21 protein-coding genes, 1 tRNA gene and 2 pseudogenes are annotated in these 22,736 nt (G+C 62.5%); 10 read left to right on the plus strand and 14 right to left on the minus strand.

Annotated features, from left to right (window positions below):
- Window positions 1–2: 2 nt before the first annotated feature.
- The 3 genes from P1U55_RS06730 to P1U55_RS06740 all read right to left on the minus strand — a co-directional run bounded on the left by P1U55_RS06730 (window position 3) and on the right by P1U55_RS06740 (window position 3,390).
- On the minus strand, window positions 3–1,430 hold the full coding sequence (locus P1U55_RS06730) for a circularly permuted type 2 ATP-grasp protein (RefSeq protein ID WP_301046767.1): 1,428 nt from the start codon (window positions 1,428–1,430) through the stop codon (window positions 3–5).
- A gap of 83 nt (window positions 1,431–1,513) precedes the next feature.
- A complete protein-coding gene (locus tag P1U55_RS06735; protein WP_301046768.1) occupies window positions 1,514–2,719 on the minus strand; it encodes a M20 family metallo-hydrolase in 1,206 nt (401 codons plus the stop codon).
- A 5-nt stretch (window positions 2,720–2,724) separates the two neighbouring features.
- Window positions 2,725–3,390, minus strand: coding sequence for a DUF1028 domain-containing protein (locus P1U55_RS06740; protein ID WP_301046769.1), 666 nt, complete (start codon window positions 3,388–3,390; stop codon window positions 2,725–2,727).
- 138 nt (window positions 3,391–3,528) lie between these two features.
- Here P1U55_RS06740 and P1U55_RS06745 point away from each other — a divergent pair, with 138 nt between their 5' ends.
- From P1U55_RS06745 to P1U55_RS06765, 5 genes are all read left to right on the plus strand, one after another.
- Complete coding sequence (locus P1U55_RS06745; protein ID WP_301046770.1) at window positions 3,529–5,109, plus strand: ABC transporter substrate-binding protein; 1,581 nt, start codon at window positions 3,529–3,531, stop codon at window positions 5,107–5,109.
- 149 nt (window positions 5,110–5,258) lie between these two features.
- Window positions 5,259–6,206, plus strand: a complete 948-nt coding sequence (locus P1U55_RS06750) for an ABC transporter permease (protein WP_301046771.1) — start codon at window positions 5,259–5,261, stop codon at window positions 6,204–6,206.
- Between the two features lie 211 nt (window positions 6,207–6,417).
- The gene (locus P1U55_RS06755) at window positions 6,418–8,295 is read left to right on the plus strand and encodes a dipeptide/oligopeptide/nickel ABC transporter permease/ATP-binding protein (RefSeq protein WP_301046772.1); all 1,878 of its coding nucleotides are present in this window, start codon (window positions 6,418–6,420) and stop codon (window positions 8,293–8,295) included.
- Window positions 8,292–9,251, plus strand: coding sequence for an oligopeptide/dipeptide ABC transporter ATP-binding protein (locus tag P1U55_RS06760; RefSeq protein WP_301046773.1), 960 nt, complete (start codon window positions 8,292–8,294; stop codon window positions 9,249–9,251). Before P1U55_RS06755 ends, P1U55_RS06760 begins: the two co-directional genes overlap by 4 nt.
- A 25-nt stretch (window positions 9,252–9,276) precedes the next feature.
- Entirely contained in the window at window positions 9,277–9,984 is a 708-nt protein-coding gene (locus tag P1U55_RS06765) for an FCD domain-containing protein (protein WP_301046774.1), read from the plus strand.
- 154 nt (window positions 9,985–10,138) lie between these two features.
- On the opposite strand, the gene P1U55_RS06770 is transcribed toward P1U55_RS06765, so the two are convergent.
- The 3 genes from P1U55_RS06770 to P1U55_RS06780 form a co-directional block, all read right to left on the minus strand.
- Window positions 10,139–10,906 carry an ABC transporter permease gene (locus P1U55_RS06770; protein ID WP_301046775.1) on the minus strand — a complete coding sequence of 256 codons (768 nt, stop codon included), beginning with the start codon at window positions 10,904–10,906 and terminating at the stop codon, window positions 10,139–10,141.
- Window positions 10,903–11,700 (minus strand): ABC transporter ATP-binding protein, encoded by a 798-nt coding sequence (locus P1U55_RS06775; RefSeq protein WP_301046776.1) that lies wholly within the window; start codon window positions 11,698–11,700, stop codon window positions 10,903–10,905. The genes P1U55_RS06770 and P1U55_RS06775 overlap by 4 nt, the downstream gene beginning before the upstream one ends.
- A gap of 63 nt (window positions 11,701–11,763) precedes the next feature.
- Window positions 11,764–12,777, minus strand: a complete 1,014-nt coding sequence (locus P1U55_RS06780) for an ABC transporter substrate-binding protein (RefSeq protein WP_301046789.1) — start codon at window positions 12,775–12,777, stop codon at window positions 11,764–11,766.
- A gap of 590 nt (window positions 12,778–13,367) precedes the next feature.
- Between P1U55_RS06780 and P1U55_RS06785 the strand changes: the two genes are divergently transcribed.
- A tRNA-Thr gene (locus P1U55_RS06785) sits at window positions 13,368–13,443 on the plus strand.
- 451 nt (window positions 13,444–13,894) lie between these two features.
- Here P1U55_RS06785 and P1U55_RS06790 read toward each other — a convergent pair.
- The 3 genes and pseudogenes from P1U55_RS06790 to P1U55_RS06800 form a co-directional block, all read right to left on the minus strand.
- Window positions 13,895–14,017, minus strand: a complete 123-nt coding sequence (locus P1U55_RS06790) for a hypothetical protein (protein WP_301046777.1) — start codon at window positions 14,015–14,017, stop codon at window positions 13,895–13,897.
- Window positions 14,018–14,211: 194 nt separating this feature from the next.
- Window positions 14,212–14,400, minus strand: a pseudogene (locus P1U55_RS06795) (IS5/IS1182 family transposase); the annotation flags it as partial.
- Between the two features lie 108 nt (window positions 14,401–14,508).
- Window positions 14,509–15,372, minus strand: a complete 864-nt coding sequence (locus P1U55_RS06800) for a hypothetical protein (RefSeq protein WP_301046778.1) — start codon at window positions 15,370–15,372, stop codon at window positions 14,509–14,511.
- A 63-nt stretch (window positions 15,373–15,435) separates the two neighbouring features.
- Between P1U55_RS06800 and P1U55_RS06805 the strand changes: the two genes are divergently transcribed.
- Window positions 15,436–15,789: a hypothetical protein gene (locus P1U55_RS06805; protein ID WP_301046779.1), complete on the plus strand. Its 354-nt coding sequence runs from the start codon at window positions 15,436–15,438 to the stop codon at window positions 15,787–15,789.
- Window positions 15,774–16,244 carry a LysR substrate-binding domain-containing protein gene (locus P1U55_RS06810; RefSeq protein ID WP_301046780.1) on the plus strand — a complete coding sequence of 157 codons (471 nt, stop codon included), beginning with the start codon at window positions 15,774–15,776 and terminating at the stop codon, window positions 16,242–16,244. The genes P1U55_RS06805 and P1U55_RS06810 overlap by 16 nt, the downstream gene beginning before the upstream one ends.
- On the opposite strand, the gene P1U55_RS06815 is transcribed toward P1U55_RS06810, so the two are convergent.
- The 5 genes from P1U55_RS06815 to P1U55_RS06835 form a co-directional block, all read right to left on the minus strand.
- Entirely contained in the window at window positions 16,231–17,235 is a 1,005-nt protein-coding gene (locus P1U55_RS06815) for a LacI family DNA-binding transcriptional regulator (RefSeq protein ID WP_301046781.1), read from the minus strand. The two genes, P1U55_RS06810 and P1U55_RS06815, sit on opposite strands and share 14 nt — an antisense overlap.
- 64 nt (window positions 17,236–17,299) lie before the next feature.
- A complete protein-coding gene (locus P1U55_RS06820; RefSeq protein WP_301046782.1) occupies window positions 17,300–18,286 on the minus strand; it encodes a 2-oxoglutarate and iron-dependent oxygenase domain-containing protein in 987 nt (328 codons plus the stop codon).
- Window positions 18,287–18,341: 55 nt separating this feature from the next.
- A complete protein-coding gene (locus P1U55_RS06825) occupies window positions 18,342–19,187 on the minus strand; it encodes an ABC transporter permease (protein ID WP_301046783.1) in 846 nt (281 codons plus the stop codon).
- On the minus strand, window positions 19,187–20,017 hold the full coding sequence (locus tag P1U55_RS06830) for an ABC transporter ATP-binding protein (protein WP_301046784.1): 831 nt from the start codon (window positions 20,015–20,017) through the stop codon (window positions 19,187–19,189). Before P1U55_RS06830 ends, P1U55_RS06825 begins: the two co-directional genes overlap by 1 nt.
- Window positions 20,014–21,099, minus strand: a complete 1,086-nt coding sequence (locus P1U55_RS06835; protein WP_301046785.1) for an ABC transporter substrate-binding protein — start codon at window positions 21,097–21,099, stop codon at window positions 20,014–20,016. The genes P1U55_RS06830 and P1U55_RS06835 overlap by 4 nt, the downstream gene beginning before the upstream one ends.
- A gap of 305 nt (window positions 21,100–21,404) precedes the next feature.
- On the opposite strand from P1U55_RS06835, the gene add reads away from it, so the two are divergent.
- The gene (gene add, locus P1U55_RS06840) at window positions 21,405–22,415 is read left to right on the plus strand and encodes an adenosine deaminase (RefSeq protein WP_301046786.1); all 1,011 of its coding nucleotides are present in this window, start codon (window positions 21,405–21,407) and stop codon (window positions 22,413–22,415) included.
- A 38-nt stretch (window positions 22,416–22,453) separates the two neighbouring features.
- Window positions 22,454–22,736: pseudogene (locus tag P1U55_RS06845) on the plus strand (hypothetical protein); the annotation flags it as partial.

Below are 22,736 nucleotides of genomic sequence, written 5' to 3' on the forward strand. Positions count from 1 at the left end.
CCCTAGTCCTCCAGCACCCAAGTGTCCTTGGTGCCTCCGCCCTGGCTGGAATTCACCACCAGCGAGCCCTTTTGCAGCGCCACCCGCGTCAGCCCGCCGGGGGTAATGTTGATCCCCTCCGGGCTGACCAGCACAAAGGGGCGCAGGTCTACGTGGCGCGGCGCAAGGCCCTTTTGCGTCATGATCGGCACCGTCGAAAGGCTCAGCGTGGGCTGCGCGATGTAGTTGCTCGGTCTGGCTTGCAGCTTCTTGCGGAACTCGGCGATGTCTTTCTTGGTGGCTGTCGGGCCAATCAGCATCCCGTATCCGCCAGAGCCATGCACCTCTTTCACAACCAGATCCTTGAGGTTTTCCAGCACGTATTTCAGGCTGTCAGCATCGCTGCACCGCCACGTTGGCACGTTCTGCAAAATTGCCTTCTCGCCGGTGTAAAACTCAACGATCTCAGGCATGTAGCTGTAAATCGCCTTGTCATCGGCAATGCCGGTGCCCGGTGCGTTGGCAATGGCAATGTTTCCGGCGCGGTACACATCCATGATCCCCGGCACGCCAAGGGCGCTATCGGGGTTAAAGTTGAGCGGATCAAGAAATTCGTCATCAACCCGGCGATACAGCACATCAATCGGCTTGTAGCCCCGCGTGGTGCGCATGGCGACGCGGCCATCAACCACCCGCAAATCATGCCCTTCCACCAGTTCCACACCCATGCCATCCGCGAGGAAAGCATGCTCAAAATAGGCGCTGTTGTAGCTGCCCGGCGTCAGCACGGCGACAGTGGGCGTCCCCTCGGTGTTGGCCGGCGCGCAGGCCCGCAAGGACCGCAGCAGCGAGCGCGGGTATTGGCTCACCTTCTGCACCCGCGTTTTCGAGAAAAGCTCGGGGAACATCTTGAGCATGGTTTCGCGGTTTTCGAGCATGTAGCTCACACCGCTGGGCGTGCGGGCATTGTCTTCCAGCACATAAAATTCATCATCGCCCGTGCGCACCAGATCAATGCCCACGATATGCGTATACACCCCGCCCGGCGGCGTCACACCGGCCATCTCGGGCAGGTAGGCATCGTTGTGCTGGATCATCTCACGCGGCACACGCCCCGCCTTGATGATCTCCTGGCGGTGGTAAATGTCATAGAGAAAGGCGTTGATCGCCCGTACCCGCTGCTCGATCCCGCGTGTGAGCTTCGTCCACTCACTGCCCGAGATGATTCTCGGCACAATGTCGAACGGGATCAGCCGTTCCTCGGCCGCCGATTGCCCATACACGTTAAAGGTGATGCCCGTCAGGCGAAAAACCTCTTCGGCTTCGCGCTGCTTGGCTCTCAGTCGCGCGGGGTCTTCCCCGTCATACCACTGGCCGAATACCTCGTAGGGGCGGCGGAGCTTTTGGCTCTCCGGATCGCGTCCCCACATTTCATCAAATGTCCCCGTCATTGCTCCGAGTATCTAAGCTGCGCGCCGGATTTACAAAGTGAATTGACATGATGACAGGAAATTAGCGAACTTGTGCTGAAAATTTAAGCAGCCGGCAGGGCGCGCAGGAAGGCGGCCATGGCCACGACGGCCTGGCCAAGATCACCCGGCGTGGCGGATTCTTCGGGGCGGTGGCTCAGGCCCCCCTTGCAGCGCAGGAACAGCATCGCAATCGGGCAAAGATCGGCCATGGCGCTGGCATCATGTGTTGCCCCCGAGGGCAGCTCCATCCCCTTACCACCGGTTGTGCGCATCGCCCCGGCCAGCACCTTGCGCAGCTTTGCATCACAGGGCGCGGCGGGTTGGTGATAGCTGCGACGCATCTCCAGCCCCAGCCGCATCTCTTTGGCGGTGGCCTGCGCAAAACGGGTCAGCGCCGCGCCAGCCTGTTCGCGCAGAGCATCGTCTTCGGAGCGGAGTTCAATCGTCAGCCGCACTTCGCCCGGCACCGCGTTCACCGCATTCGGGGCAAGCTCCAGCGCCCCAACCGTGCCGCGCAATTGGGGCGTGCTTCGTGCCAGCCGGTTCACCTCTGTCACCAGCGCAGCCGCCCCCACCAACGCATCCTGGCGCCCCTCCATCGGCAAGGTGCCCGCATGGCCGGTTTCGCCCCGAAGGCGCACCTGATGCCGCTCGATCCCGCAGATCGCGGTAACAACGCCCAGCGCCTCGCCCGCCCGTTCCAGCACCGGCCCCTGCTCGATATGCGCTTCAAGGTAGCCAATCGCCTTGGCCGGATCACGCGCCAGCGCCGGGATGCCCTCCGGGTTCACCCCGAATGCCTCCATCGCCGCGCGCATCGGCTCTCCGGGGGCGAGCGTTGCCATATCGTTGCTGCCCGCCAGCGCCCGCGATCCCACCAGCGCCGTCGGAAAGCGCACGCCTTCTTCATCGGCAAAGGCGCAAACCTCCACGGCAAAAGGCAGCTCCACGCCCTCTTGCGCCAGCAGTTCCACCGCCAAAATCGCCAGCACCACGCCAGCGATGCCATCATAAGCGCCGCCGTTCGGCACGCTGTCCTGATGTGAGCCCAGGTAAAAGGTGCGCCCCTCGCCTTTGCGGCCAATCAACGTGGCGGCGGCATCCAACTGCGGCACCAACCCGGCAGCCGTCATCATCCTCGCAAGGTAAACCAGCGCCGCGCGGTGCTCTGCGGTATAGGGCAGCCGCGTCACCCCCGGCCCGCCTGCCGAGATCTTTGCCAGTGCGCGCAAATGCGCCTCCGCCCGCTCCCCCCAGCGCTGCGCCACGGCGCTCATCCCTTCAGCACGCGATAGGGGTCTGCCGGGGTTGGCACCTGGCTCGCCCATTTGGCATAGTCACCGCTCGTCGCTCGCTCCAGCAGGGCGCTCAGTGCTTCAATCGGCGCTTCGGCATAGTCAATCCGCAGGGTGAGCGGCGCTTCGTCTTCCCGCAGCACCAGCAGCGCGGCTGAACTCAGCCCGCGAATGTCCCCACCCGCCGCCTGCGCCTCTGCCAGCCCTGTAATCAGCCGCTCGGGCAGGCTGCCTTTGCCGTTTTCATAGCCGCCAATCAGCGCCTCCAGCACCGTTGGCCGCTCCAGCATATTGCCCGCCGCAATCCCGCTGGCGCAAGCAAGGCTGGCCACTTCGGGGGTGTTCCTGCCCCCATCATGGCTCGCCACCCGCCCGCGCATGTCCAGCACTGTAAGCTGGCGCCAGTCGCGCCCCTCATCCGGCGCAACCACCGCCTCTATGGCCTCGGTCGGGCTTTGGCCGCCTGCGATACCGTCCAGCACCGACTCACCCCAAATGGTTGAAGGGGCCGCGCCCTGGCTGGCGCTCATTCCGGTGCCCCACCGGCCCCGGAGCACCCATCCGCCCACGCAAAGGCTGCCGGTGGCGGCCACCCCGGCGATGGCGTTTGTTTGTGCATCTCTTACGAGAAGTGAGAATGTCATGGGCGAAACGTAACTCCTTGACCGCAAATTTATCATGAAAAATTGACCGCAGCAATTTATCACTATAAATTGACCTTACGCATAACACGCACCGCCCGCCAAGGGTGGGCCCGAAATCCTCCAAACAGGGAGACACGAATGACCCTTCTTTCATGGACCCGCCGCACGGTGCTTGCCATGGGGGCCGCCCTGGCCCTCTCGCCCCTCGCCGCGCCCTTGGCGGCCTCGGCCCAAACACCCGAAGGCGTGCTCATCGTCGGGCAGGTGGCCGAACCCAAGTCGCTCGATCCCGCCGCCGTCACCGCGGTGAATGACTTTCGCATCTTGGTGAACCTCTACGAGGGCCTCACCCGCTACAAACCCGGCACGCTCGAGGTCGCCCCCGGCCTCGCCACCAGTTGGGTGGTGTCCGAGGATGGCACCGAATATACCTTCAAGCTGCGCGAGGGCGTCACCTTCCATGATGGCACCCCGTTCAACGCCGAAGCGGTGAAGTTCAACTTTGATCGGATGCTGAAAGAGGATCACTCCTTTCACAATACCGGCCCCTTCCCGCTGGCCTTCTTCTTCTCTTCCGTCACCGAAACCACCGCAGTTGATGATCTGACGGTCAAGTTCACCCTCTCGGCCCCCTACGCGCCGTTCTTGAGTAACCTCGCCTATCCAACAGGCCTCATCGTATCTCCTGCGGCGGTTGAGGCTGGCGGCGCTGATTATGGCCGCTCGCCCGTGGGTACCGGCCCGTTCAAGTTTGTCGAATGGCGCGCCAATGAGGCTGTCGTCGTGGAGCGGTATGAGGATTACTGGGGCGAAAAGGCCGGCACACAGGCCGTTGTCTTCCGCCCCATCGAAGACGCCAACACCCGCACCGCCGAGATGATCGCCGGCGGGATCGACATGATGGTTGAAGTCCCGCCAACCTCACTGTCGCAGTTCTCCGGCGATGGTTTTACCGTGGCCGAGCAGGCAGGCCCGCACGTCTGGTTCCTGATCCTCAACGCCAAGGAAGGGCCCTTTGCCGACAAGCGCGTGCGTCAGGCCGCGAACTACGCGATCAACAAGGAAGCGCTGGTGAATGACGTGCTTGAAGGCACCGCCGAAGTCGCCGCCGGCCCCACCCCGCCCGCCTTTGCTTGGGCCTACAACAGCGATCTTGAACCGTACCCCTACGATCCCGAGAAGGCCAAGGCCCTGCTGGCCGAAGCCGGGGCCGAAGGCGCATCGCTCACCTTTTACGTCACCGAGGGCGGCTCGGGGATGCTTGATCCCGTCGCCATGGGCACCGCCATCCAGGCCGATCTCGCCGCCGTGGGCCTTGATGTGAAGATCGAAACCTACGAGTGGAACACCTTCCTCGGCAACGTCAATCCGGGGCTGGAAGGCAAGGCAGACATGGCCGAAATGGCCTGGATGACGAATGATCCCGATACCCTCCCCTACCTCGCCCTGCGCACCGATGCCTGGCCCGACAAGGGCGGCTTCAACTCGGGCTACTATTCCAACGCCGAGGTCGATGCGCTGCTCGAAGAGGCCCGCACCGCCGTGGACCAAGGCAAACGCGCCGAGCTTTACAAGAAGATGCAAGCCATCGTGCAGGAAGATGCCCCATGGGTCTTTGTCGCCAACTGGAAGCAGAACGCCGTCACCAGCAACCGGGTTGAGGGTTTCGAGCTGGAACCAAGTTTCCTGCTCTCGCTTCAGAACGTGGTGAAGAAGTAACGCGCGCTTGGTAACGAGTTCTCTTTTTTCCCGTCCGGCCCCATCTGTGCGTGTGTTGGGGCCGGGCACTTCTCCCCGCCGGGTGGGCGCTGCCCACACATTCGCCCACCCGGCCTGTCCTGCCTGCGCCAGCCACACAGGAGCCGCCCATGGGTGCCTATATCCTCAAGCGTTTGGCCGCCGCGATCCCGGTGATGATCGGCGTTTCGGTGCTGGTGTTCTTCATCATGGCGATGATACCCGGCGATCCCGCCACCGCGATCCTCGGCAGCTACGCCACACCCGAAAATGTCGAAAAGCTCAACCGTGACCTTGGCCTCGATAAGCCGCTGGTCGCGCGGTATTTCATCTGGCTCGGCAACATGCTGACCGGTGATTTTGGCCGCAGCTACTCGCAGAACAAACCGGTGATTGATGAGGTGATGGGCCGCTTTGGCAACACGCTCATCCTCGCAGGCGTCGCCTTTGTGCTCTGTGCCGTACTGGGCATCCTCGCCGGGGTGATCTCGGCGGCGCGGCAGTATGGCTTTGCCGACAAGGCGATCACCTTCGTGGTGCTGATCGGCATCTCCATCCCCTCTTTCTTTCTGGGGATGATCCTCATCATCCTCTTCGCCCTGAAGTGGAAGCTCTTTCCCGTGTCGGGCATGTATCTCATCTATGGCGGCGGCGGGCTGGCCGATCTGGCCAATCACCTCGTCCTGCCCGCCTCGGCGCTGGCTGTTGTGGCCACCGGGGTGATTGCGCGGCTGTCCCGCTCGGCCATGCTGGAGGTGCTGCGCCAGGATTTCATCCGCACCGCACGGGCCAAGGGCGTGGGCGAGCGGCGGGTCATCATGGGACACGCGCTCAAGGCCGCAATGGTCTCGATCATCCCGGTGCTCGGCATCCAGGCCGGATTCGTGATCTCGGGCGCGGTCTATATCGAAATGGTGTTCGACTGGCCCGGCATCGGCCAGATGCTGGTGAATGCGATCCGCCAGCGCGATGTGCTGCTGGTGCAAGGCGGCGTCGTGGTTGTCGCCGCCTGCTACGTGCTGTTCAACATCGTGGTCGACGTTGCCCAGGGCATGCTCGACCCAAGGATCAAGACATGAGCCGCCTCGCTCAAGCCGGGCGTGCGCCGTTCCGCGGGGTGGCGCTGCGCCCTCTGAGCGGGTGGGCTTTGTGGTCCCGTCGTCATCCACCCTCCAAGGTCATCCAAAACGTCCCCCAAGCGCCACTCCGGGGGGCGGAACGGCGCACGCCCGGCGCCTGCGGCTTGATTCCGGGCACAGCCACACCCGCCCTCCCCACGGGAGGCCCCGCATGATCGCCTTCTTCAAGCTCCTCTTCCGCAACCGCCTCGCCGCTGTTGGCGCTGTGGTTCTCACGGTGATCGTGCTCATGGCCCTCGCCGTGCCGATCCTGCCGCTGAAAGACCCCAACCTGCCCCACACCGCCGCCCGCTTCACGCCGCCCTTCTCCGAGGGCTACCTGCTGGGCGCCGATCATCTTGGCCGTGACCAGCTTTCGCGGCTGCTCTGGGGCACCCGCACCTCCCTTGCCGTAGGGGCCGTTGCCGCCTTTCTTGCGGCCTTCCTTGGCTCGGCCATCGGCATCCTCTCGGGTTACTTCGGCGGGCGCACCGATAACATCCTGATGCGCCTGATCGATATGCTCATGGCCTTCCCCTATATCCTCCTCGCGCTGGCCATCGTTGCCGCGCTGGGCACCGGGCTCATCAACGCCCTGATCGCGGTTGCCGCCGTCAACATCCCCTTCTTTGCCCGCAATATCCGGGGCATCACCGTGGGCCTCTCGCACCGCGAATTTGTTGATGCGGCGCGGCTGGCAGGCAAGGGGCACAGCCGGATCATCCTGTCCGAAATCCTGCCAAATGTGTTGCCGGTGATCGTGATCGCCATGTCCACCACCGTCGGCTGGATGATCCTTGAAACGGCGGGCCTGTCGTTCCTCGGCCTCGGCTCGCAGCCGCCCGATAGTGACCTCGGCTCAATGCTCGGCCTCGCCCGCGCCGCCTTTACCACCCACCCGCACACCTCGATCATCCCCGGCGTGATGATCTTCCTGATCGTCATGTCGGTGAACCTGCTGGGCGATGGCGTGCGTGACGCACTTGATCCCCGCCTTCGCTCCGGCGCTCTGTCCCGGCCCATGGCCGTTACCAAGGTGGCGCGCAACCGCACCCTGCCCGCCGCCGCCACCCCCGCCCCGCTGCTGGCGGTCGATGATCTTGAAACCCAGTTCCATGTGGGCGAGCGTCGCTATGAGGCGGTGGGCAAGGTCTCGCTTCAGGTGAACCCCGGTGAATGCCTCGGCATCATCGGGGAAAGCGGCTCTGGCAAATCCGTCACCGCGCTTTCCCTCACCGGCCTCGTCGCCTCTCCGCCCGGTGTCATCACCGGCGGCGCGGTGCGCCTTGAGGGCGATGATCTGCTCTCGGCCAATTACGAGACCCTGCGCTCTATACGCGGCAACCGCATTGCCTATATCTTCCAGGATCCCCTCTCGACGCTGCACCCGCTCTACACCGTGGGCGACCAACTGGCCGAAGCCATCCGTTGCCACGCCCCCGTCAGCCGCGCCGATGCCAAAAGCCGCGCACTGGAGTTGATGGAAGCCGTGCGCATCCCCAATGCCGCCACCCGCCTCTCGTCCTATCCGCATGAAATGTCGGGCGGGATGCGCCAGCGGGTCGGCATCGCCATGGCCATGGCCAATGACCCCGATATCATCATCGCCGATGAACCAACCACCGCGCTCGATGTCACCGTGCAGGCGCAAATCCTGTCGCTGCTCAATGACCTGCGCCGCGAGCGGGGGCTGGCGATCGTGTTCATCACCCATGATTTCGGCGTGGTGGCCCAACTCTGTGATCGTGTCGCCGTCATGTATGCAGGCCGCATCGTGGAAGAGGGACCAACCGATGCCATCCTCGCCACGCCCGCCCACCCCTACACCAAGCGCCTCATCGCTTGCGTGCCCGAGCTTGGCGGCGGGCGGCGTGAGCTTGCGGCCATCCCCGGCCTGCCCCCGATGGTCGATGATCTGCCCCCCGGCTGCCACTTCGCGCCGCGCTGCGACAAGGCCACGGCAGAATGCCGCGTTGGCTACATCGCCCTGCGGGAAGGAAAGCAGCAACGCGCCGTCCGCTGCATCCACCCCGAGGAGGACATCGCATGACCAAGCTCGCCCTCAAGGTCGATAACCTGTCCAAGACCTTCACCATCGGCGGTGGCCTCCTGTCAAAGTCCCGCCCCGGCGTGCGCGCCGTGCGCCCCGTGTCCTTCGAGGTGCCCGAGGGCGAAACCCTTGGCGTGGTCGGTGAAAGTGGCTGCGGCAAATCCACCTTCGCGCGGATGCTGGTGGGCCTGCTGGAGCCGACGACCGGCCATATCGAGATCGCTGGCAAGGCGCTGGATAATGCCGATCCCGCCGCCTTTGGCCGTCTCATCCAATACATGTTCCAGGACCCGATCTCATCGCTGAACCCGCGTAAGACCATCCGCCAGATCATGGAGGCCCCGCTGCGCCTGCTGCACGGCATGGACAAGCCCCAGCGCACTGCCCGCATTGCCGAAATATTTGCCTCGGTGAACCTGCGCGAAGAGTTCCTTGATCGCTACCCGCACGAGTTTTCCGGCGGTCAGGCCCAGCGCATCGGCATCGCCCGCGCGCTGGCCGCCGCGCCCGAGATTATCATTCTGGATGAGCCGGTATCGGCGCTTGATGTTTCGGTGCAGGCGCAGGTGCTCAACCTGATGGCGCGGCTCAAGAAGGAGTTCAACCTCACCTACCTCTTCATCTCCCACGATCTTGCGGTGGTCGAGGCGGTGAGTGACCGGATCATGGTGCTCTACTTCGGTGCCGTGGTCGAGATTGGCCGCGCCGAAGATGTGTTCCGCGCGCCCAAGCACCCCTATACCAAGCTGCTGGCCGATAGTGCGCCGGTGGTGGGCCGCGCCCTCACCGCGCCCGAATCCGCCGCCGCCGAACTGCCCGATCCGCTCAACCCGCCGCGCGGTTGTGCCTTTGCCACCCGCTGCCCCCGCGCTACAGATGAGTGTCGCGCCAATGATCCACCGCTTACCCAAATGGGAGATTCCCAGTTTGCCGCCTGTTTCCACCCCCTCTCCTGAGCCCAAACTCTCGCGCCCGGTCCGCGTGGCCGAAGCGATCAAGACATGGGTCGTCGAACAGGGCCTCAAAGCCGGTGATCGCCTCCCCTCCGAGGCCGAATTGATCGAGCGGTTCGGCATGGCCAAGGGCACCATCCGCGAGGCGATGCGGATACTTGAGGCGCAAGGATTGGTGAAAACCCGCACCGGCCCCGGCGGCGGCAGCTTCGTACATGAGCCGGGCCAGGATCGCGCCCGCGCGCTGTTGGGCAATTACTTCTACTTCAAGGATCTCACGATCACCGACATTTACGAGTTGCGCCGCGTGCTGGAGCCTGAACTTGCCGCCTCGCTGGCCGGGCAACTCTCCGCTGAGGTGTTGGCCGAGCTTGAGGCCACCATCGCCAGCTACGACAGCCCCGCCACCACGCTGGAGGAGGAGCGCGAACAGCACGTCGCCTCCCTGCGCTTCCACGCGCTGCTGGCGGCGCAGTCCAAAAACCCGCTGCTCAGCTTCACGATCGATTTCATGGTCAAGATCCTGTCAGACCTCACCGTCTATAAGGAGCTCTACGCCCCTCCCAATGTTGAGCTGTGGCGACAAGGCCGTGACTTCCAGCGCCGCCTCCTCGCTGCGCTGCGCTCGGGCGATCCCGAAAAGGCCCGCTCGATCATGGCCGCCCATATGGAATCCGCGCAAAAGCTGATGCAGGGCCAGGAGGCGCAAATGCTGCGCCGCTTCATGGCCGGTTAGGCGACCGGCCGCTGCGTTCGCTTAACCTTCGGGCCAGAAATCCGATGCGCATGGATTGTGCATCACATGTGCATCGGTTGTGGCTGTGATCTCGTTGCGATGAACGGCAAAAATCGCACAAGCGTTAACCCCCCGCCCGCGCAACGTTTGGCCCCTATCCCGGCTGGCGCTCGGCCCATCCGGCAAAGGTGTTTTCGAGCCAGACCACGATGTAATAAAGCAAGATGCCAAGCCCCGCGAGCGCGATCAGAACGGCAAACATCAACGGGTAGTCAGAGTTGGTTTTTGCACTGTCAAACAAGGCCCCAAGCCCCCTCCCGTGGGGGGAAACGATCTCCATCAGGTTGGTCCCGATAAAGGCCAGAGTGACGGCCACTTTCAGCGCCCCAAAGAATTCCGGCAGGGTTTTCGGCAGCGCGATTTTCCAGAATATCGTCGCCTGCGACGCCCCCAAAGCCCTTAGAATATCACGATATTCCGGCTCCAGCGTGCTGAGACCAATCGAGATGCTCACAGCAATCGGGAAGAAGGAAATCATGAAAGCAATCAGCACGGTGTTGAAGTCATGCGCGCCAACAAACATCAGCGCCACAATCGGCACCACGGTCGCCTTGGGAATCGCGTTGAAGCCTACCAGCAAGGGGTAAAGCGCCTCTCGCATGGTGCGCGAAAAGCCCATCACCATGCCAATCCCAACGCCTACAATGATCGCAAGGACAAGCCCCACAACGGTGCGCCACAGGGTTTGCCAGCCCATGATAAAGAAGAGATTCCAGTACTTTGCATAGGCCGGAACCAGATCAGACGGCGAGGCCATCTTGTAGTTCGGCCAGCCCATCACCCAAACCAGAGCTTCCCACAGGATGAGGAAAATCACGACCGCGAGGACCGGAACGAAAAACTTGCGCAAACCGGGGTTCATGCCACGCCCTCCTCAACCGGCGCCCGCCCTTGCGCCACCTCGATCTGGTGGCGCAGAACGGCCAGCATCTCAGCCGCCTCGGGGGTGTAAAGATGCTCCAGATCCCGTGGCCCGGTGTTGGGCACATCCAGCACATATTGCGTTCTGGCAGGCCGCCCTGAAAGGACAACCACCTGATCCGCAAGGAAAATCGACTCGCGCAAATCATGGGTAATCAGCACCCCGGTAAACGGCTCTGCCTCTTTCACCTTGTGCATCGTTTGCCACAAATCCTCACGGGTAAAGGCGTCCAGCGCACCAAACGGCTCATCCAGAATCAGCACCTCTGGCTTGTGCACCAGTGAGCGGCACAGGCTCGCGCGTTGCCGCATCCCGCCCGAAAGCTCGCTTGGCCGCTTGTCCTCAAACCCCTCCAGCCCCACCAGCGCCAGCAGGTAGCGCGCCCGCTCCTTCTGCTCTTTACGGCTCAATTTCGTGGGCACAATCTCCAGCGGCAGCATCACGTTTTGCAGGATGGTGCGCCATTCCAGAAGCACCGGGTTTTGAAAGGCCATGCCCACCGTCGAGCGCGGCCCCTTCACCCGTTCGCCATGCAACCAAACCTCGCCCACATCCGGCATCATCAGCCCCGCCACAAGGCGCGTCAGGGTGGATTTTCCGCAGCCAGACGGACCAACAACCGCAACAAAACCGCCCTCCGGCACGGCAATTTCAAGCCCGTCAAGCACCGGCAAAGGCCCGTCAGCCGTTGTGTAGGCGTGGCGCACGCCCTTGATTTCGATGAGGTTATTCATTGGCGGCTCTTTCGTGCGTGTCCGGTGGCCCGCGTGCATAATCGGGGCCACCGGGTTTTGCGATTACTTCAGCGCAAAGCCGCCTTCAGGCAGGTAATCACCCGTGAAATAGAGCGAGGCATCGGGCTCGTTCTGAAATTCATAGGTGGTGGCGATCTGCTCGATCGCGCTGGCAAAGCGGGCCTCGTCAATCGGGCCAAAGCCGTTGGTCGTGGTCGCATCGGTCAGCACGTTGGCATCAATCGAAAGTTGCAAACGGCGCTGCTCCAGCGCAGCGTCGGCGGCCGGGTTCCGCTCGATCAGGCTGGCGGTGGCGGCGGCAGGGTCAGCAATGGCGTCTTTCCAGCCCGCAGCCACGGCGGCCAAAAAGCCCTTCAGCTCATCCGTGTGGTCAGCCGCCCACTCAGTGTTGACGATGATCGCATTCCCGTAAAGGTCCACCCCGTAATCAGCCATTAACAAAGTCGAGATATCTTCCTCGTCAACGCCCAGCCGAACAAGGTTGAGGTATGAACTGAAAGAGAAGCCGGTGATCGCCGCAACATTACCCTCGGCCAGCATCGGCTCACGGGTCGGGAAGCCAACAGGCTCCACGGTGATCGCCTCCATGTCGAGGCCGTTTTCAGCGGCAAAGATCGGGAACTGCGCCCATGCGCCATCGGGCGGCGGTGCGCCCAGAACCTTGCCTTCAAGGTCTTTAGGGGCGCTGACGCCCAGCGATTTGCGGCCAATAACGGCAAAAGGCGGCTTGTCGTAGATCATCATCACCGCGGTCACGGGCGCGCCGGGGTTCTGGTCGAGGAATTTGATGAGCGAGTTGATATCGGCAAAGCCAACCGGGAAGGCCCCGGTGGCCACTTTCGGGATCGCATCAAGCGACCCGGAGCCTGCGGTGATCTCCACACTCAGCCCGTTCTCCCCGAAGTGGCCATTGTCGATGGCCGCAAAGTAAGGGGCAGCAGGGCCCTCAAATTTCCAGTCCAGCGCAAAGGGAACAGCCATCGCATGGCTCTCCGCGCGGGTCTCTGTGGTGGTGGCGGTCAAAGCGGTGGCCAGCACGGCCCCAGCGCCAAGGATGTTTCGGATGAACAAGCTCTATCTCCCAGGATATCAATGTGTAGACGGTCCGAACCTAAATATCTCGCACCGGATCGTAAGCGGCGATCGCTCCATGCTCCCAACCATACAGGGAAACGCCCTTTTGTTAAGCACATGTTCTGCATGTCGCCTAAATATTGAACATGCGGGTGCCAAGCTTTGGTGGACGGTAGGTTCATAAAATCTCAAGAATTTCGCCCCGATCCACCTGCCCCCCATCCAGGCTTCGCTAGTCTGACATCGGCGGGATTTGCTAAACGGTCAAAGAACCCAAGACCTGAAAAGAGCGAACCCCAAATAACGGACCCTCAGGAGAGCAGGTCGCCCAGCTTGGCCGATGGACGAAGAAACAGAACGATACGGATTCGGAGACGATGACGCCAACATTCCGTTCTGAATCTTGCTTGAACGAGCCGCATGTTGCGTTTAAACGGGCGGTCGCGTGCCTCAATAGTTCAGCAGGTAGAGCAGGTCCTTCGTAAGTAGCGGGTCCCCGCGAAAATGGCTTGCAAAACTAAAGAGTTCGGGGCACGGGAGAAGAATTAGTAGGGCCATAGTAGGGCCTGTAAGCCGCTGTAGCTCAGATGGTAGAGCACGTCATTCGTAATGATGGGGTCGGAGGTTCGAGTCCTCTCAGCGGCACCATTCTTCTTAGTTCCTAATAATTTTATTGACGACTACAGACTACCAAGCGTTGGCTGGGTGGGAGGCACAACATTTTGACCTACACGGATTAGACACAGTTTTGGTGACCACGCTGGAACAGGTGAAAAAGTTGAGGAACGAATTAGAAATGGCCTAGAAGACCGCTTGACTGACACTGACCTTGGATGTGCACGGGTAAACCCCCAAAAAGACCGCACTACAGGTCCTATGGCGTCCCTGGAGCGCCTTGGTGGACCGCCCGGAGGTTATACCCACCATATGCGCAAAACCGCCGCTGCTCAGCCTAAATGCTTCGCTTGTTTCCTTACTGTAGGGAGAAGAAAGAGGTTCTTGTATGGGTGATATAGGGTGTATTGGCAAAATTGGTGACCACCACCACGGTGCAAAAAAGGGCGGCACAAAGCCGCCCCGTTTGCCTATTTCACATATATCAAAACGGCGTACCGCCACCGCTCTCAAGACCGCTGTAGTCATAGTCAGGCTCGATATCACCCAGCCACTCATCCGTCTCTTCCGACCAAGGGATTGGCTGACCGATAAAGTCTTCGAACATCCTGCGACAATCTTGCAAGGGAGGAAAATGGTAACGCATTGAACGTTCGACCACCGTCTCGCCGTGTGTGCCGTAGCCCGCTATGAACTTCCCACTTTAAACCTTTTTGATGCCGGTGAAAACTTTACCCAGATCGCGGCGGCTCTGTTGCACAAATCGTGGTGTGAACGGAGTTCCCCTTTCCCTGGACACACTTATCCTACGGGCTCAGTTTTGGGTATGCCAAGAGCGGTGTAGCGATTGAGCACCGCGATCCGGACTTGGAGCTCGGCAACCTGCCGGTCGAAGTCTCGTGCCATGAGGCCTTGGCCAAGGAGTTTGACGCAGTTCATCTTTGTCTCTGCGCGGCTTCGTCGGTGATAGCCGGTCAACTTTCGCCAGAGGGGACTGTTGCATTAATTTGGAAAGGCCGGGATTCAGACCGATCAATCACTCCTTTTATACCACATGTGCGTGAAACAGATCATTATTAACTATATATAGCTTGCGTCTTACCTCGGAATTTCTGTCATTTGATTAATGCAACAGTCCCCTTTCAACAGGTGCGACATGCCGCGGTTGTTCAAGTGCGCCGCCAGGGTCTCGTAATTGTCGACCAAACTCGTGACGCTTTCGACAGGGATGTCATGTCTTTCATTGACCAGGTCGGCACCCCGCGCGGAAGATCCCAGGAAGTCCAGCAACTGGTCCGACGGTCGCGGGCGAGAGGATTGAGGATGATTGAAGCGAAACCAGGTATCAGGATGAAACGCATCCGACATCTCCCGCCAGGTCTTATAGACTTGCCGGTAGCGCCGTAGGAAAACGTCAAACTTGTCACCATCGAACGCCACTGGTTCAAGCGACTGCACTTGCTCGACCTCTCCGATACGGTGACCTCGTCCCATGTGGTTGCGAGCAGCCCATTCCGACACCAGGAAAACCTCCAACGGATTGCGTTTGAGGACGACCTTCTTCCAGTGCGGGTTCCTCAATGTCTCGTCGATGATCGGGATCTTGGCTTGGCTGGGCAAGATCTTGAACCCCAGCAGAGGACTTGGGACCACCTGTTCGAGCCTGTCGAAAAGAGCGAAACCCGTGTCATTCCGGACCTGGGTGTCGTCCTGCGCCAGCCGAAGCTCTTGGCGAATGTCGGGCGGAAGCTCCACATGGCTTCCACGATAGATTTCGCCGTAGCAGTTTATGTCCGTCGCACTGTCAAGCAAACTCGCGAGGGGATAAGCTCCCGACCAGGACATCGCCGCAATGACGAACCGCTGAGCGTGAAATGGCGAGCCTCCCTGCATTGCTTTCCCGGACCTGGTAAAACAGGCCAGTTTATCAAAGATGGCCGATAGAAAGTCTAGCCCCCGCATTGGCGGCAGACAACGTCACGCTGCTAGAAGGCCCAGCCGGGGGTGAGCCGGGACCTGGCGCGGATGCGGGAGCTGCTCGGCGACCCGCTGCTGGTGTGGACGCGGGGCGGCTTCCAGCCGACGGAGCGGGCGCTGGAGCTGCATGCGACGGTGCAGGAGGCGCTCGGCGCGCTGGAGGCGGCCTTCCGGGCGCCGGAGGACTTCCGCCCGGCGCAGGCGACGGGGGTGCTGAACATCGGGCTTGGCGCCCACCTGGAGACGGTGATCGCCGGGCCGCTGCTGCAACGGCTGGCGGAGGAGGCGCCGGAGGTGATCCCGCGGCTGCACCGGTTCACGGCGCCTTCGATCCCGAGCAGATCGACAACAAGCTGCTCGATATCGCCATCGGCCTGTTCCGCGACGTGCCCAAGCGCCTGAACTCCGAAAAGCTCTTCGACGACCGGCGCGTTGCCGCGATGGCGCGGAACAACCCGCTGGCCTGGCGCGAACAGATCGAGCTGGAACACCTGGTGGAGTATCGCTTCTTCGCCTTTTCCAACATGTTCCAGAAGCGCACCAACTTCGACGAGGGCCTGAAGCGCACCGGCTACGTGCTGGAACAGAGCGACTACGTGACCACCATGCCGAGCATCGCCGCGGAGGCGCACATGCGCCACTTCGACCTGGTCTGCCGGCAGGTGCCGGAGGAGCTGAAGACCGTTTCCTTCTACATGGTCTGGCCCCGCCGGATGGAAAGCGATCCGCTCATCAACTGCACCCTCAACCTGCTGCGCCAGATCGTGGGGGAGACGGCGCAGGGGGCCGATCAGCACAGGTGCCTCAAGCCGCCCCGCTCCGGCTGCGCAGATCCGGCCGACCTCACAACGTCCTGATCGACGCCCCCTCGATGAATTCATAGCCGAGGGTGCCGACCGGCGCGGCTGCACGACCCTCGATCAGGTCGAGGAGCCGCTCCGCAGCGATGCGCCCGAGTTCGTCAAAGGGGAGGCGGACCGTGGCGAGGGAAGGGTAGACATATTGAGCCATCAGCGTCTGGCCGCAACCGGTGATCGAAATGTCATCGGGCACCCGCAGACCATTTTCCATGCATTCCACCACGACGCCAATGGCAGGAACGTCGCCGGTGCAGGCGATGGCGGTCAGCGACAGGTCCCTGCGCAGAAGTGCACGGGTTGCTTCGCGGGCAGTTTCGGCGGAGTAGTCTCCCGCCTCGGAAATCGCCTCGGGGCCGAGATCCATGCCGTGATCCCGAAGGCGCTGCACACCGCCGGCGAGACGGTCCGCGATGGGCCGGGTGTTTCCGGTCGGGCCGGTGACGATGCCGATCCGGCTGTGACCCAGGGCGACCAGGGCGTCGATGGCGCAGGCCATGGCCTCGGCGTCAGGAAGGCCGATGGAGAGGAGGCCGGGCGCGCCGAGCGGGTCGTCCTGGCTCACGGCCGCGATCCCCCGGGTCCGGATCAGCGGCATGAGATCGGGATGGCGGTAGCTGCCGGTGAAGATCATCCCCTCCACCCCGCGTTCCACCATCATCCGGGCCTGCGCAAGTTCTGCGTCCGGGTTGCGGTGGCTGCAGGAAATCAGGAGGCCGAAGCCGCTTTCTGCCAGGAAGGTTTCAATCGCGCCGATGGTGGGGGCGAAGATCGGGTTGGCGAGGGTCGGCACGATCAGCCCGATGGTCTTGCTGCGGCGGTTGACCAGGGCGCGGGCGGCATTGTTCGGAATGTAGTTCACTTCCGACATGACCCGCTCGACGGCCTTGTGCTTTTGCGGCGCCACCAAGCCGGTCTTGTTGATGACCCGGGACACTGTAGACACCGAAACCCCGGCCAGCCGGGCGATGTCCTTTATCGTAACATCCATACCATGAAACCCTGCGTCCTCCCCCCGGTGTGGCGGCCGGCCCCGAAGGGCCGCCCGGCAATAGTCACGCCGCATCTTCCTTCGTTTTCAAGCCCTGAACCGCCTTGAAACGACCGGTCAGATATTCTCCGACCGTCGTGGGCGCGTGTCTGGGCGCTTCGCCCTCTTCCAGGCAGCTGGGAAGGCACTCCAGGGGCGCATCGTAATCGAGATTGTAGAACAGGGGAATGGAATAGCGCTCCCGCCCTGTCAGGTTGACCACGCGGTGCTTGTTGGAAAAGTAGCGGTCGTTCGACCAGCGCTGGAACATGTCACCGATGTTCACCACGAAGGTGCCGTCGATATAGGGCGCCTTGACCCATTCGCCTTGCCGGGTCTGCAGCTCGAGCCCGCCGATCGGGTCCTGCGCCAACAGGGTGAGCAGGCCGTAATCGGTGTGGGGCGCGGCGCCGTGCTGGCCCTCGGCCTCGCCGGCCTCCGGTTGCTGGGCGTAATGGAACAGGCGCATCTGCACCATCGGCTTCTTATTGAACTGGAGGAAGTGCTCTTCCGGCATGCCGACGGCCAGCCCGGCGAGACGCAACATCCGCTCCCCGAGCGCGCGCATCTCGTTGAAGTAGCTTTCTGCAGCCTCGCGCAGCCATGGAAGGTTGTCCGACCACTGGTTGGGCGCGTGCAGAGGGGTGCCGGCGACCACGTCGGGGTCGTCCAGCGGCAGATCGACGCCCACTTCGTAGCTTTCCTTCAGATCGGCCTTGAAGCCCGGATGCTTGGTAACGCCCTGGGGCATGTACCCGCGCCGGAAGGTCGGGTGCATGAGGTCGGCCTCACGCTGCTCTGGCCCGAGGGCGAAGTAGCGGCGGGTGGCGCCGAAGACGGCGTTCAGCACCATTTCCGGCACGCCGTGGTTCTTGATGTAGAAGAAGCCGGTGTTGCGGCAGGCGGCGTCGAGCTCCGCGGCGAGGGCGGTGATATCGCCCCCTTCGATGAGCGGGGCGAGATCGAGCACCGGAACCTCGTCCCGGCTGGCGGCGCGGATGTTGCGCTCCATTGTGGTTATCCTTTCCTGGGTCTTGGTGGTCTTGGTGGTTTTGGCGGCGGGCGGCTCAGGCGCCCGTCACGGAATTTGCATGGGCCTCGCTCCAGAACAGAACCCGGCGCTGGATCGCGACGACCAGCAGGTGCAGCCCGACGCCGATCAGCGAGAGGATGATGAGGATCGCGAAGACCCCGGCCATGTCGAAGCTGAAGTTCTTCTGCAGGATCAGGTAGCCGAGACCGGCCTTGGCGCCGACGAACTCGCCGACGATGGCCCCGATGACCGAGAGGACCACGGCCACGTCGAGGCCGACGAAGATATAGGGTAGGGCCTGCGGCAGCCGGATCATGCGGAAGATCTGCCAGCGGTTGGCGGTGCAGGCCTCCAGCATCTCGACCTGCTCCCGAGGGGCTGAGCGCAGCCCGACGATGGTATTGGCCAGCAGCGGGAAGAAGGCGATGGTGGCGGTGATGATGATCTTCGAGCTGATGCCGTAGCCGAACCAGATGACGATGATCGGCGCGATGGCCACCTTCGGCAGCGTCTGGAAGGCCACGACATAGGGGTAGACCAGCCGCTCCATCAGCGGTGACAGGCCGATCAGCACGCCCAGGGCGATGCCGACGACGCTGCCGATCCCGAAGCCCGCGATGATTTCCCACAGTGTCACGAGGAAGTGCGGCCAGAACAGGCCCGAGGCGATGCCCTCCCACATCGCAACCGCGACGGCGGAGGGAGTCGGCACGACGATGGCGGGCACGTCGAAGAGATGGATCAGAGCTTCCCAGAGCAGCAGCATGGCGACGAGCAGCAGGGGCGAGAGGGCGCGGCTTTCGCTCCATCGGGTGGCGCGCACCGGATCTGCGGTGGAGGGTGCCGGGACAGCGGCGGGGGCGGTGTCGGTTGCGGCCATCAGTCGATGCCTCCTTCACTCTGGAAATGCCGCCGGATCGCGCCGACGTGTTTGCCGAAGACCGGGGTATTGAACATTTCGAGGTTCCGCGGCCTCGGGAGATCGACCGGCATGATTTCGGCAATCCGGCCGGGGCGCGGGGACATGACGACCACCCGGTCCGCCAGAAAGACAGCCTCGGAGATGGAATGCGTGACCAGAAGGATCGTCGCTTCCTGCTCCTTCCAGATCCGCATCAGCTCGAGGTTCATCTGCTCGCGGGTCATCGCGTCGAGCGCCCCGAAGGGCTCGTCCATCAACAGGAACTTGGGCTTGTGGATCAGGGCCCGGCAGATGCCGACCCGTTGCTGCATCCCGCCCGACAGCTCCCCGGGATAACGGTCCTGGAAGCCGGAGAGGCCGACCATCTCGAGCAGCTCGCGGGCGCGGGTGCGAGCCTGGCCCATGTCGAGTTTCTGCACCTTTGCGGGCACCAGCACGTTGTCGATCACGGATTTCCACGGCAGCAGGACCGGTGCCTGGAACACCACGCCGAGGTCGCGGTTGGGGCCGTAGAGCTCCGCATTGGCAACCCGCACCTGCCCCGAGGTTTTCTTGAGAATTCCCGCGAGGATCTTGAGCAAGGTCGACTTTCCGCACCCCGAGGGGCCGACGATGGTGAGGAACTCGCCGGGAGCGACATCGAGATGGATGTCGCTCAGGGCGTGGATATTGCCACGGTCGCGGGTGGAATAGATCTTTTCCAGCGCCTCGATCCGCACCAAAGCCTCACCCGGCCGGGAAGGGGCCGGCACCGAAGCGCCGGCCTGGATGGATAGGGGGGCCGTCATCCCTTCAGCATCTCGCAGGACCTGGCAGCGGCCTTGATCGCCTCGATGTCGAAGTCGCTGACCCGCCCCGCATAATCCGGGATGCCGAGAGTGTATGCGGCGGCCTCCATGGTGCCTGAGACAATGCCGTTGTCGCTAAGGAAGGCCTGGAGGCGGTCGACCGCCTCCAAATTTACCTCGCCCCAGGCTTCCCCGCCAGACAGCTTATGGCCGAGGGCGAGGGTCTCGAGCTGGGCGTTGATGTTGTTGAGATCGTACTCGAGCGCCGTCGCCTCGTCTCCGGCGGGCTTGGTCTCGGGGTATTCCTGCCAGTGCAGCTTGACCGCGCATTCCGGGTTGGCGAGCGCAAATACCGTGGCCTTGGCCACGCCGCGCGCAATGCCCACGACCATGTCGGGGTCGGAGTCGGCGGTGGCTTCCATAACCGTCAGCGAATAATCGGGCAGCTGGCGCCAGCTTTCATCGTAGATGTAGCGCAGGTCCAGCCCGGCGTTCTCCATTCCGGCATTGGCCGAGGCCCAATACATCAGCGCGTCCACCTGGCCGTTCTTCAACGCCTCCACCGGCCCCGCGCCGAAGCCAGTGGGGATGTAGGTGACATCGGCCTCAGAGTCGATGCCGTTGTCATTGAGATAGCTCTTGAGAAGCGGCAGGCCGCCGGTTGCGAGAGAGAAGATCCCGAAGGTCTTGCCCTTGAGGTCCGCGACCGAGGTGATCTCACTGTCGACCGGTACGGCGATGGACCAATCCATCACGCCGTTGACCATGGCAAAGCGCACCGGAAGATCGTTCTCGACGTTGCTCTGCACCGCCACGGAAGCATTGACCTGCGCGAACTGGGCGTTGTTCGTGACCATCTGCTGAAGCGCCTGCATGGAGGCGCCGGAGGGCTCGACCGTGACGTCATAACCCTCATCGGCCCAGTACCCCAGCGTCACAGGCAGGGTCAGCATCGGGTAGCCGACGTTTAGAACGCTGGTTCCGACAGTCACCGTCACCGGCTTCAGATCGTCCGCGGCTGCGGGCAGGGCGAGGGCCGCGGTGGCCATGAGGCTGGGTAGGTAGCTGCGGATTGATGTCATCGGATAACTCCTGGGTTCCCTGTTGCTGTCTCTTGTCCGTCCCGATCCGGGGGATCCGGGCGATTGCTGGCTTGGTGTCGACTCTTTGAAAACGTTTTCTGATAACGTTGTCAAAGCCGCTCGATGTAGCTACCATCAAAGGGTAAACCGTTGCATTTCAGGTGGTTGGATGATTTCTGCACGAGGACGGCCGAACTGGTGGGCATCACGGAATTTTCACCTGATGCAACTTTCCGCGCCGCGACCGCAGCGCTGCCGAAACTTTCATCGCTCCGAGTCCGTGGCCGGAGCAGAACAGGACGAGAATGATCGCCATAGCATCGCTTCCCAAGGCCGAGCTTCACCTGCACCTCGAAGGCTCGCTGGAGCCCGAGACAATCATGCGCCTGTCCGAACGCAACGGGATCGCGCTGCCATTTGCCGATGCGGACGCGCTGCGGGCGGCCTATGAATTCGATGACCTCCAGACTTTCCTCGACCTGTTCTACGCCGGGCTGACGGTGATGGTCACGGAGCAGGACTTTTACGAGGTGACGCGGGAGTATCTCGAAAAGGCCGCCGACGACGGGGTTTGCCATGCGGAGTTTCACGTATCGGTTCAGGGCCACCTGGGGCGGGGGGTTTCCGTCGATACGATGATGTCGGGCATTTCGCGTGCTTTCGAAGACGGTGCGGCGGAGCTTGGGGTTGGCGCGTCGATGATCTTCGGGCTTCAACGACAGCGCCCGCTGGAAGAGGCCGAAGCCGCCTTCGAGGATTTCGTGAAGCACCCGCGATGGGTTGCACTTGTTTCCGCCATCGGGATGGGCGGCAGCGAGGTGGGCTATCCGACGGCCAAGTTCCGCCCGCTCTATGACCGTGCCCGCGCGCTGGGGTGGAAGACGACGGTACATGCGGGCGAGGAAGGCGGGCCGGAAGCGGTGCGCGAGGCGCTCGACGGGTTGGCGCCCGACCGGCTGGACCATGGGGTGCGGGCCTTTGAAGACGCCGAACTGACGCAGGAATTGATCGACAGTGGGATGACCCTCACCGTCTGCCCCCTCTCAAACCTTCGGCTCAAGGTCTTTGACTCGATCGAAGCCCATCCACTCGCAAAGATGCTGAGGGCGGGCCTGAAAGTGACAGTCAATTCCGATGATCCGCCCTACTTTGGAGGGTATATCGGGGCGAACTTCGTTGCAGCGCAACGGGGGCTCGGGCTGAGCGATGACGAGATCATCCAGCTTGCAAGGAACAGCTTCAGCGGAGCCTTCCTGCCCGAAGACCAGATTGGGCGCTACCTCGCGGCGTTCGATCGGGCTATCGCAGGGCGATAGGGAATTCGGACGAGCTTGGGCTTCCGGAGGCGGGCGCCATGGCGGTATTGCGGGCCGTTCTCGACCGTCCGGGAGACCACGCCAAGGCGGTTCTCCTGGACGACGCGGCGCTCGCGCAATCGCTCGGCTGGACCCATGCCTTGCCCCTGCTCGGACCCGGGTTGAAACGGGGCGACCGCGAAGGGCTGCGTTCAGCGGGATGGGTCATTTGTGTGCCGGACGACCCGAAGCCGCGCGATCGGAGTCTCGTCTTCACATCAAGCTCCAGGGCATTGCCAACTTATTTGCACCGGGCAGAATGCTGCCTGATCCGCGCCCGTC

Origin of the sequence: Vannielia sp., from assembly GCF_029212645.1 — a bacterium.
In the GTDB taxonomy this organism is placed as follows: domain Bacteria; phylum Pseudomonadota; class Alphaproteobacteria; order Rhodobacterales; family Rhodobacteraceae; genus Vannielia.

Bases quoted from the DNA above. Each gene is read 5' to 3' on its own strand.
- P1U55_RS06730 (WP_301046767.1), bottom strand. From the start codon at position 1,430: ATGACGGGGACATTTGATGAAATGTGGGGACGCGATCCGGAGAGCCAA.
- P1U55_RS06740 (WP_301046769.1), bottom strand. From the start codon at position 3,390: ATGACATTCTCACTTCTCGTAAGAGATGCACAAACAAACGCCATCGCC.
- P1U55_RS06745 (WP_301046770.1), top strand. From the start codon at position 3,529: ATGACCCTTCTTTCATGGACCCGCCGCACGGTGCTTGCCATGGGGGCC.
- P1U55_RS06750 (WP_301046771.1), top strand. From the start codon at position 5,259: ATGGGTGCCTATATCCTCAAGCGTTTGGCCGCCGCGATCCCGGTGATG.
- P1U55_RS06755 (WP_301046772.1), top strand. From the start codon at position 6,418: ATGATCGCCTTCTTCAAGCTCCTCTTCCGCAACCGCCTCGCCGCTGTT.
- P1U55_RS06760 (WP_301046773.1), top strand. From the start codon at position 8,292: ATGACCAAGCTCGCCCTCAAGGTCGATAACCTGTCCAAGACCTTCACC.
- P1U55_RS06770 (WP_301046775.1), bottom strand. From the start codon at position 10,906: ATGAACCCCGGTTTGCGCAAGTTTTTCGTTCCGGTCCTCGCGGTCGTG.
- P1U55_RS06775 (WP_301046776.1), bottom strand. From the start codon at position 11,700: ATGAATAACCTCATCGAAATCAAGGGCGTGCGCCACGCCTACACAACG.
- P1U55_RS06790 (WP_301046777.1), bottom strand. From the start codon at position 14,017: ATGTTCGAAGACTTTATCGGTCAGCCAATCCCTTGGTCGGAAGAGACG.
- P1U55_RS06800 (WP_301046778.1), bottom strand. From the start codon at position 15,372: ATGCGGGGGCTAGACTTTCTATCGGCCATCTTTGATAAACTGGCCTGT.
- P1U55_RS06805 (WP_301046779.1), top strand. From the start codon at position 15,436: ATGCGGGAGCTGCTCGGCGACCCGCTGCTGGTGTGGACGCGGGGCGGC.
- P1U55_RS06815 (WP_301046781.1), bottom strand. From the start codon at position 17,235: ATGGATGTTACGATAAAGGACATCGCCCGGCTGGCCGGGGTTTCGGTG.
- P1U55_RS06820 (WP_301046782.1), bottom strand. From the start codon at position 18,286: ATGGAGCGCAACATCCGCGCCGCCAGCCGGGACGAGGTTCCGGTGCTC.
- P1U55_RS06825 (WP_301046783.1), bottom strand. From the start codon at position 19,187: ATGGCCGCAACCGACACCGCCCCCGCCGCTGTCCCGGCACCCTCCACC.
- P1U55_RS06830 (WP_301046784.1), bottom strand. From the start codon at position 20,017: ATGACGGCCCCCCTATCCATCCAGGCCGGCGCTTCGGTGCCGGCCCCT.
- P1U55_RS06835 (WP_301046785.1), bottom strand. From the start codon at position 21,099: ATGACATCAATCCGCAGCTACCTACCCAGCCTCATGGCCACCGCGGCC.
- add (WP_301046786.1), top strand. From the start codon at position 21,405: ATGATCGCCATAGCATCGCTTCCCAAGGCCGAGCTTCACCTGCACCTC.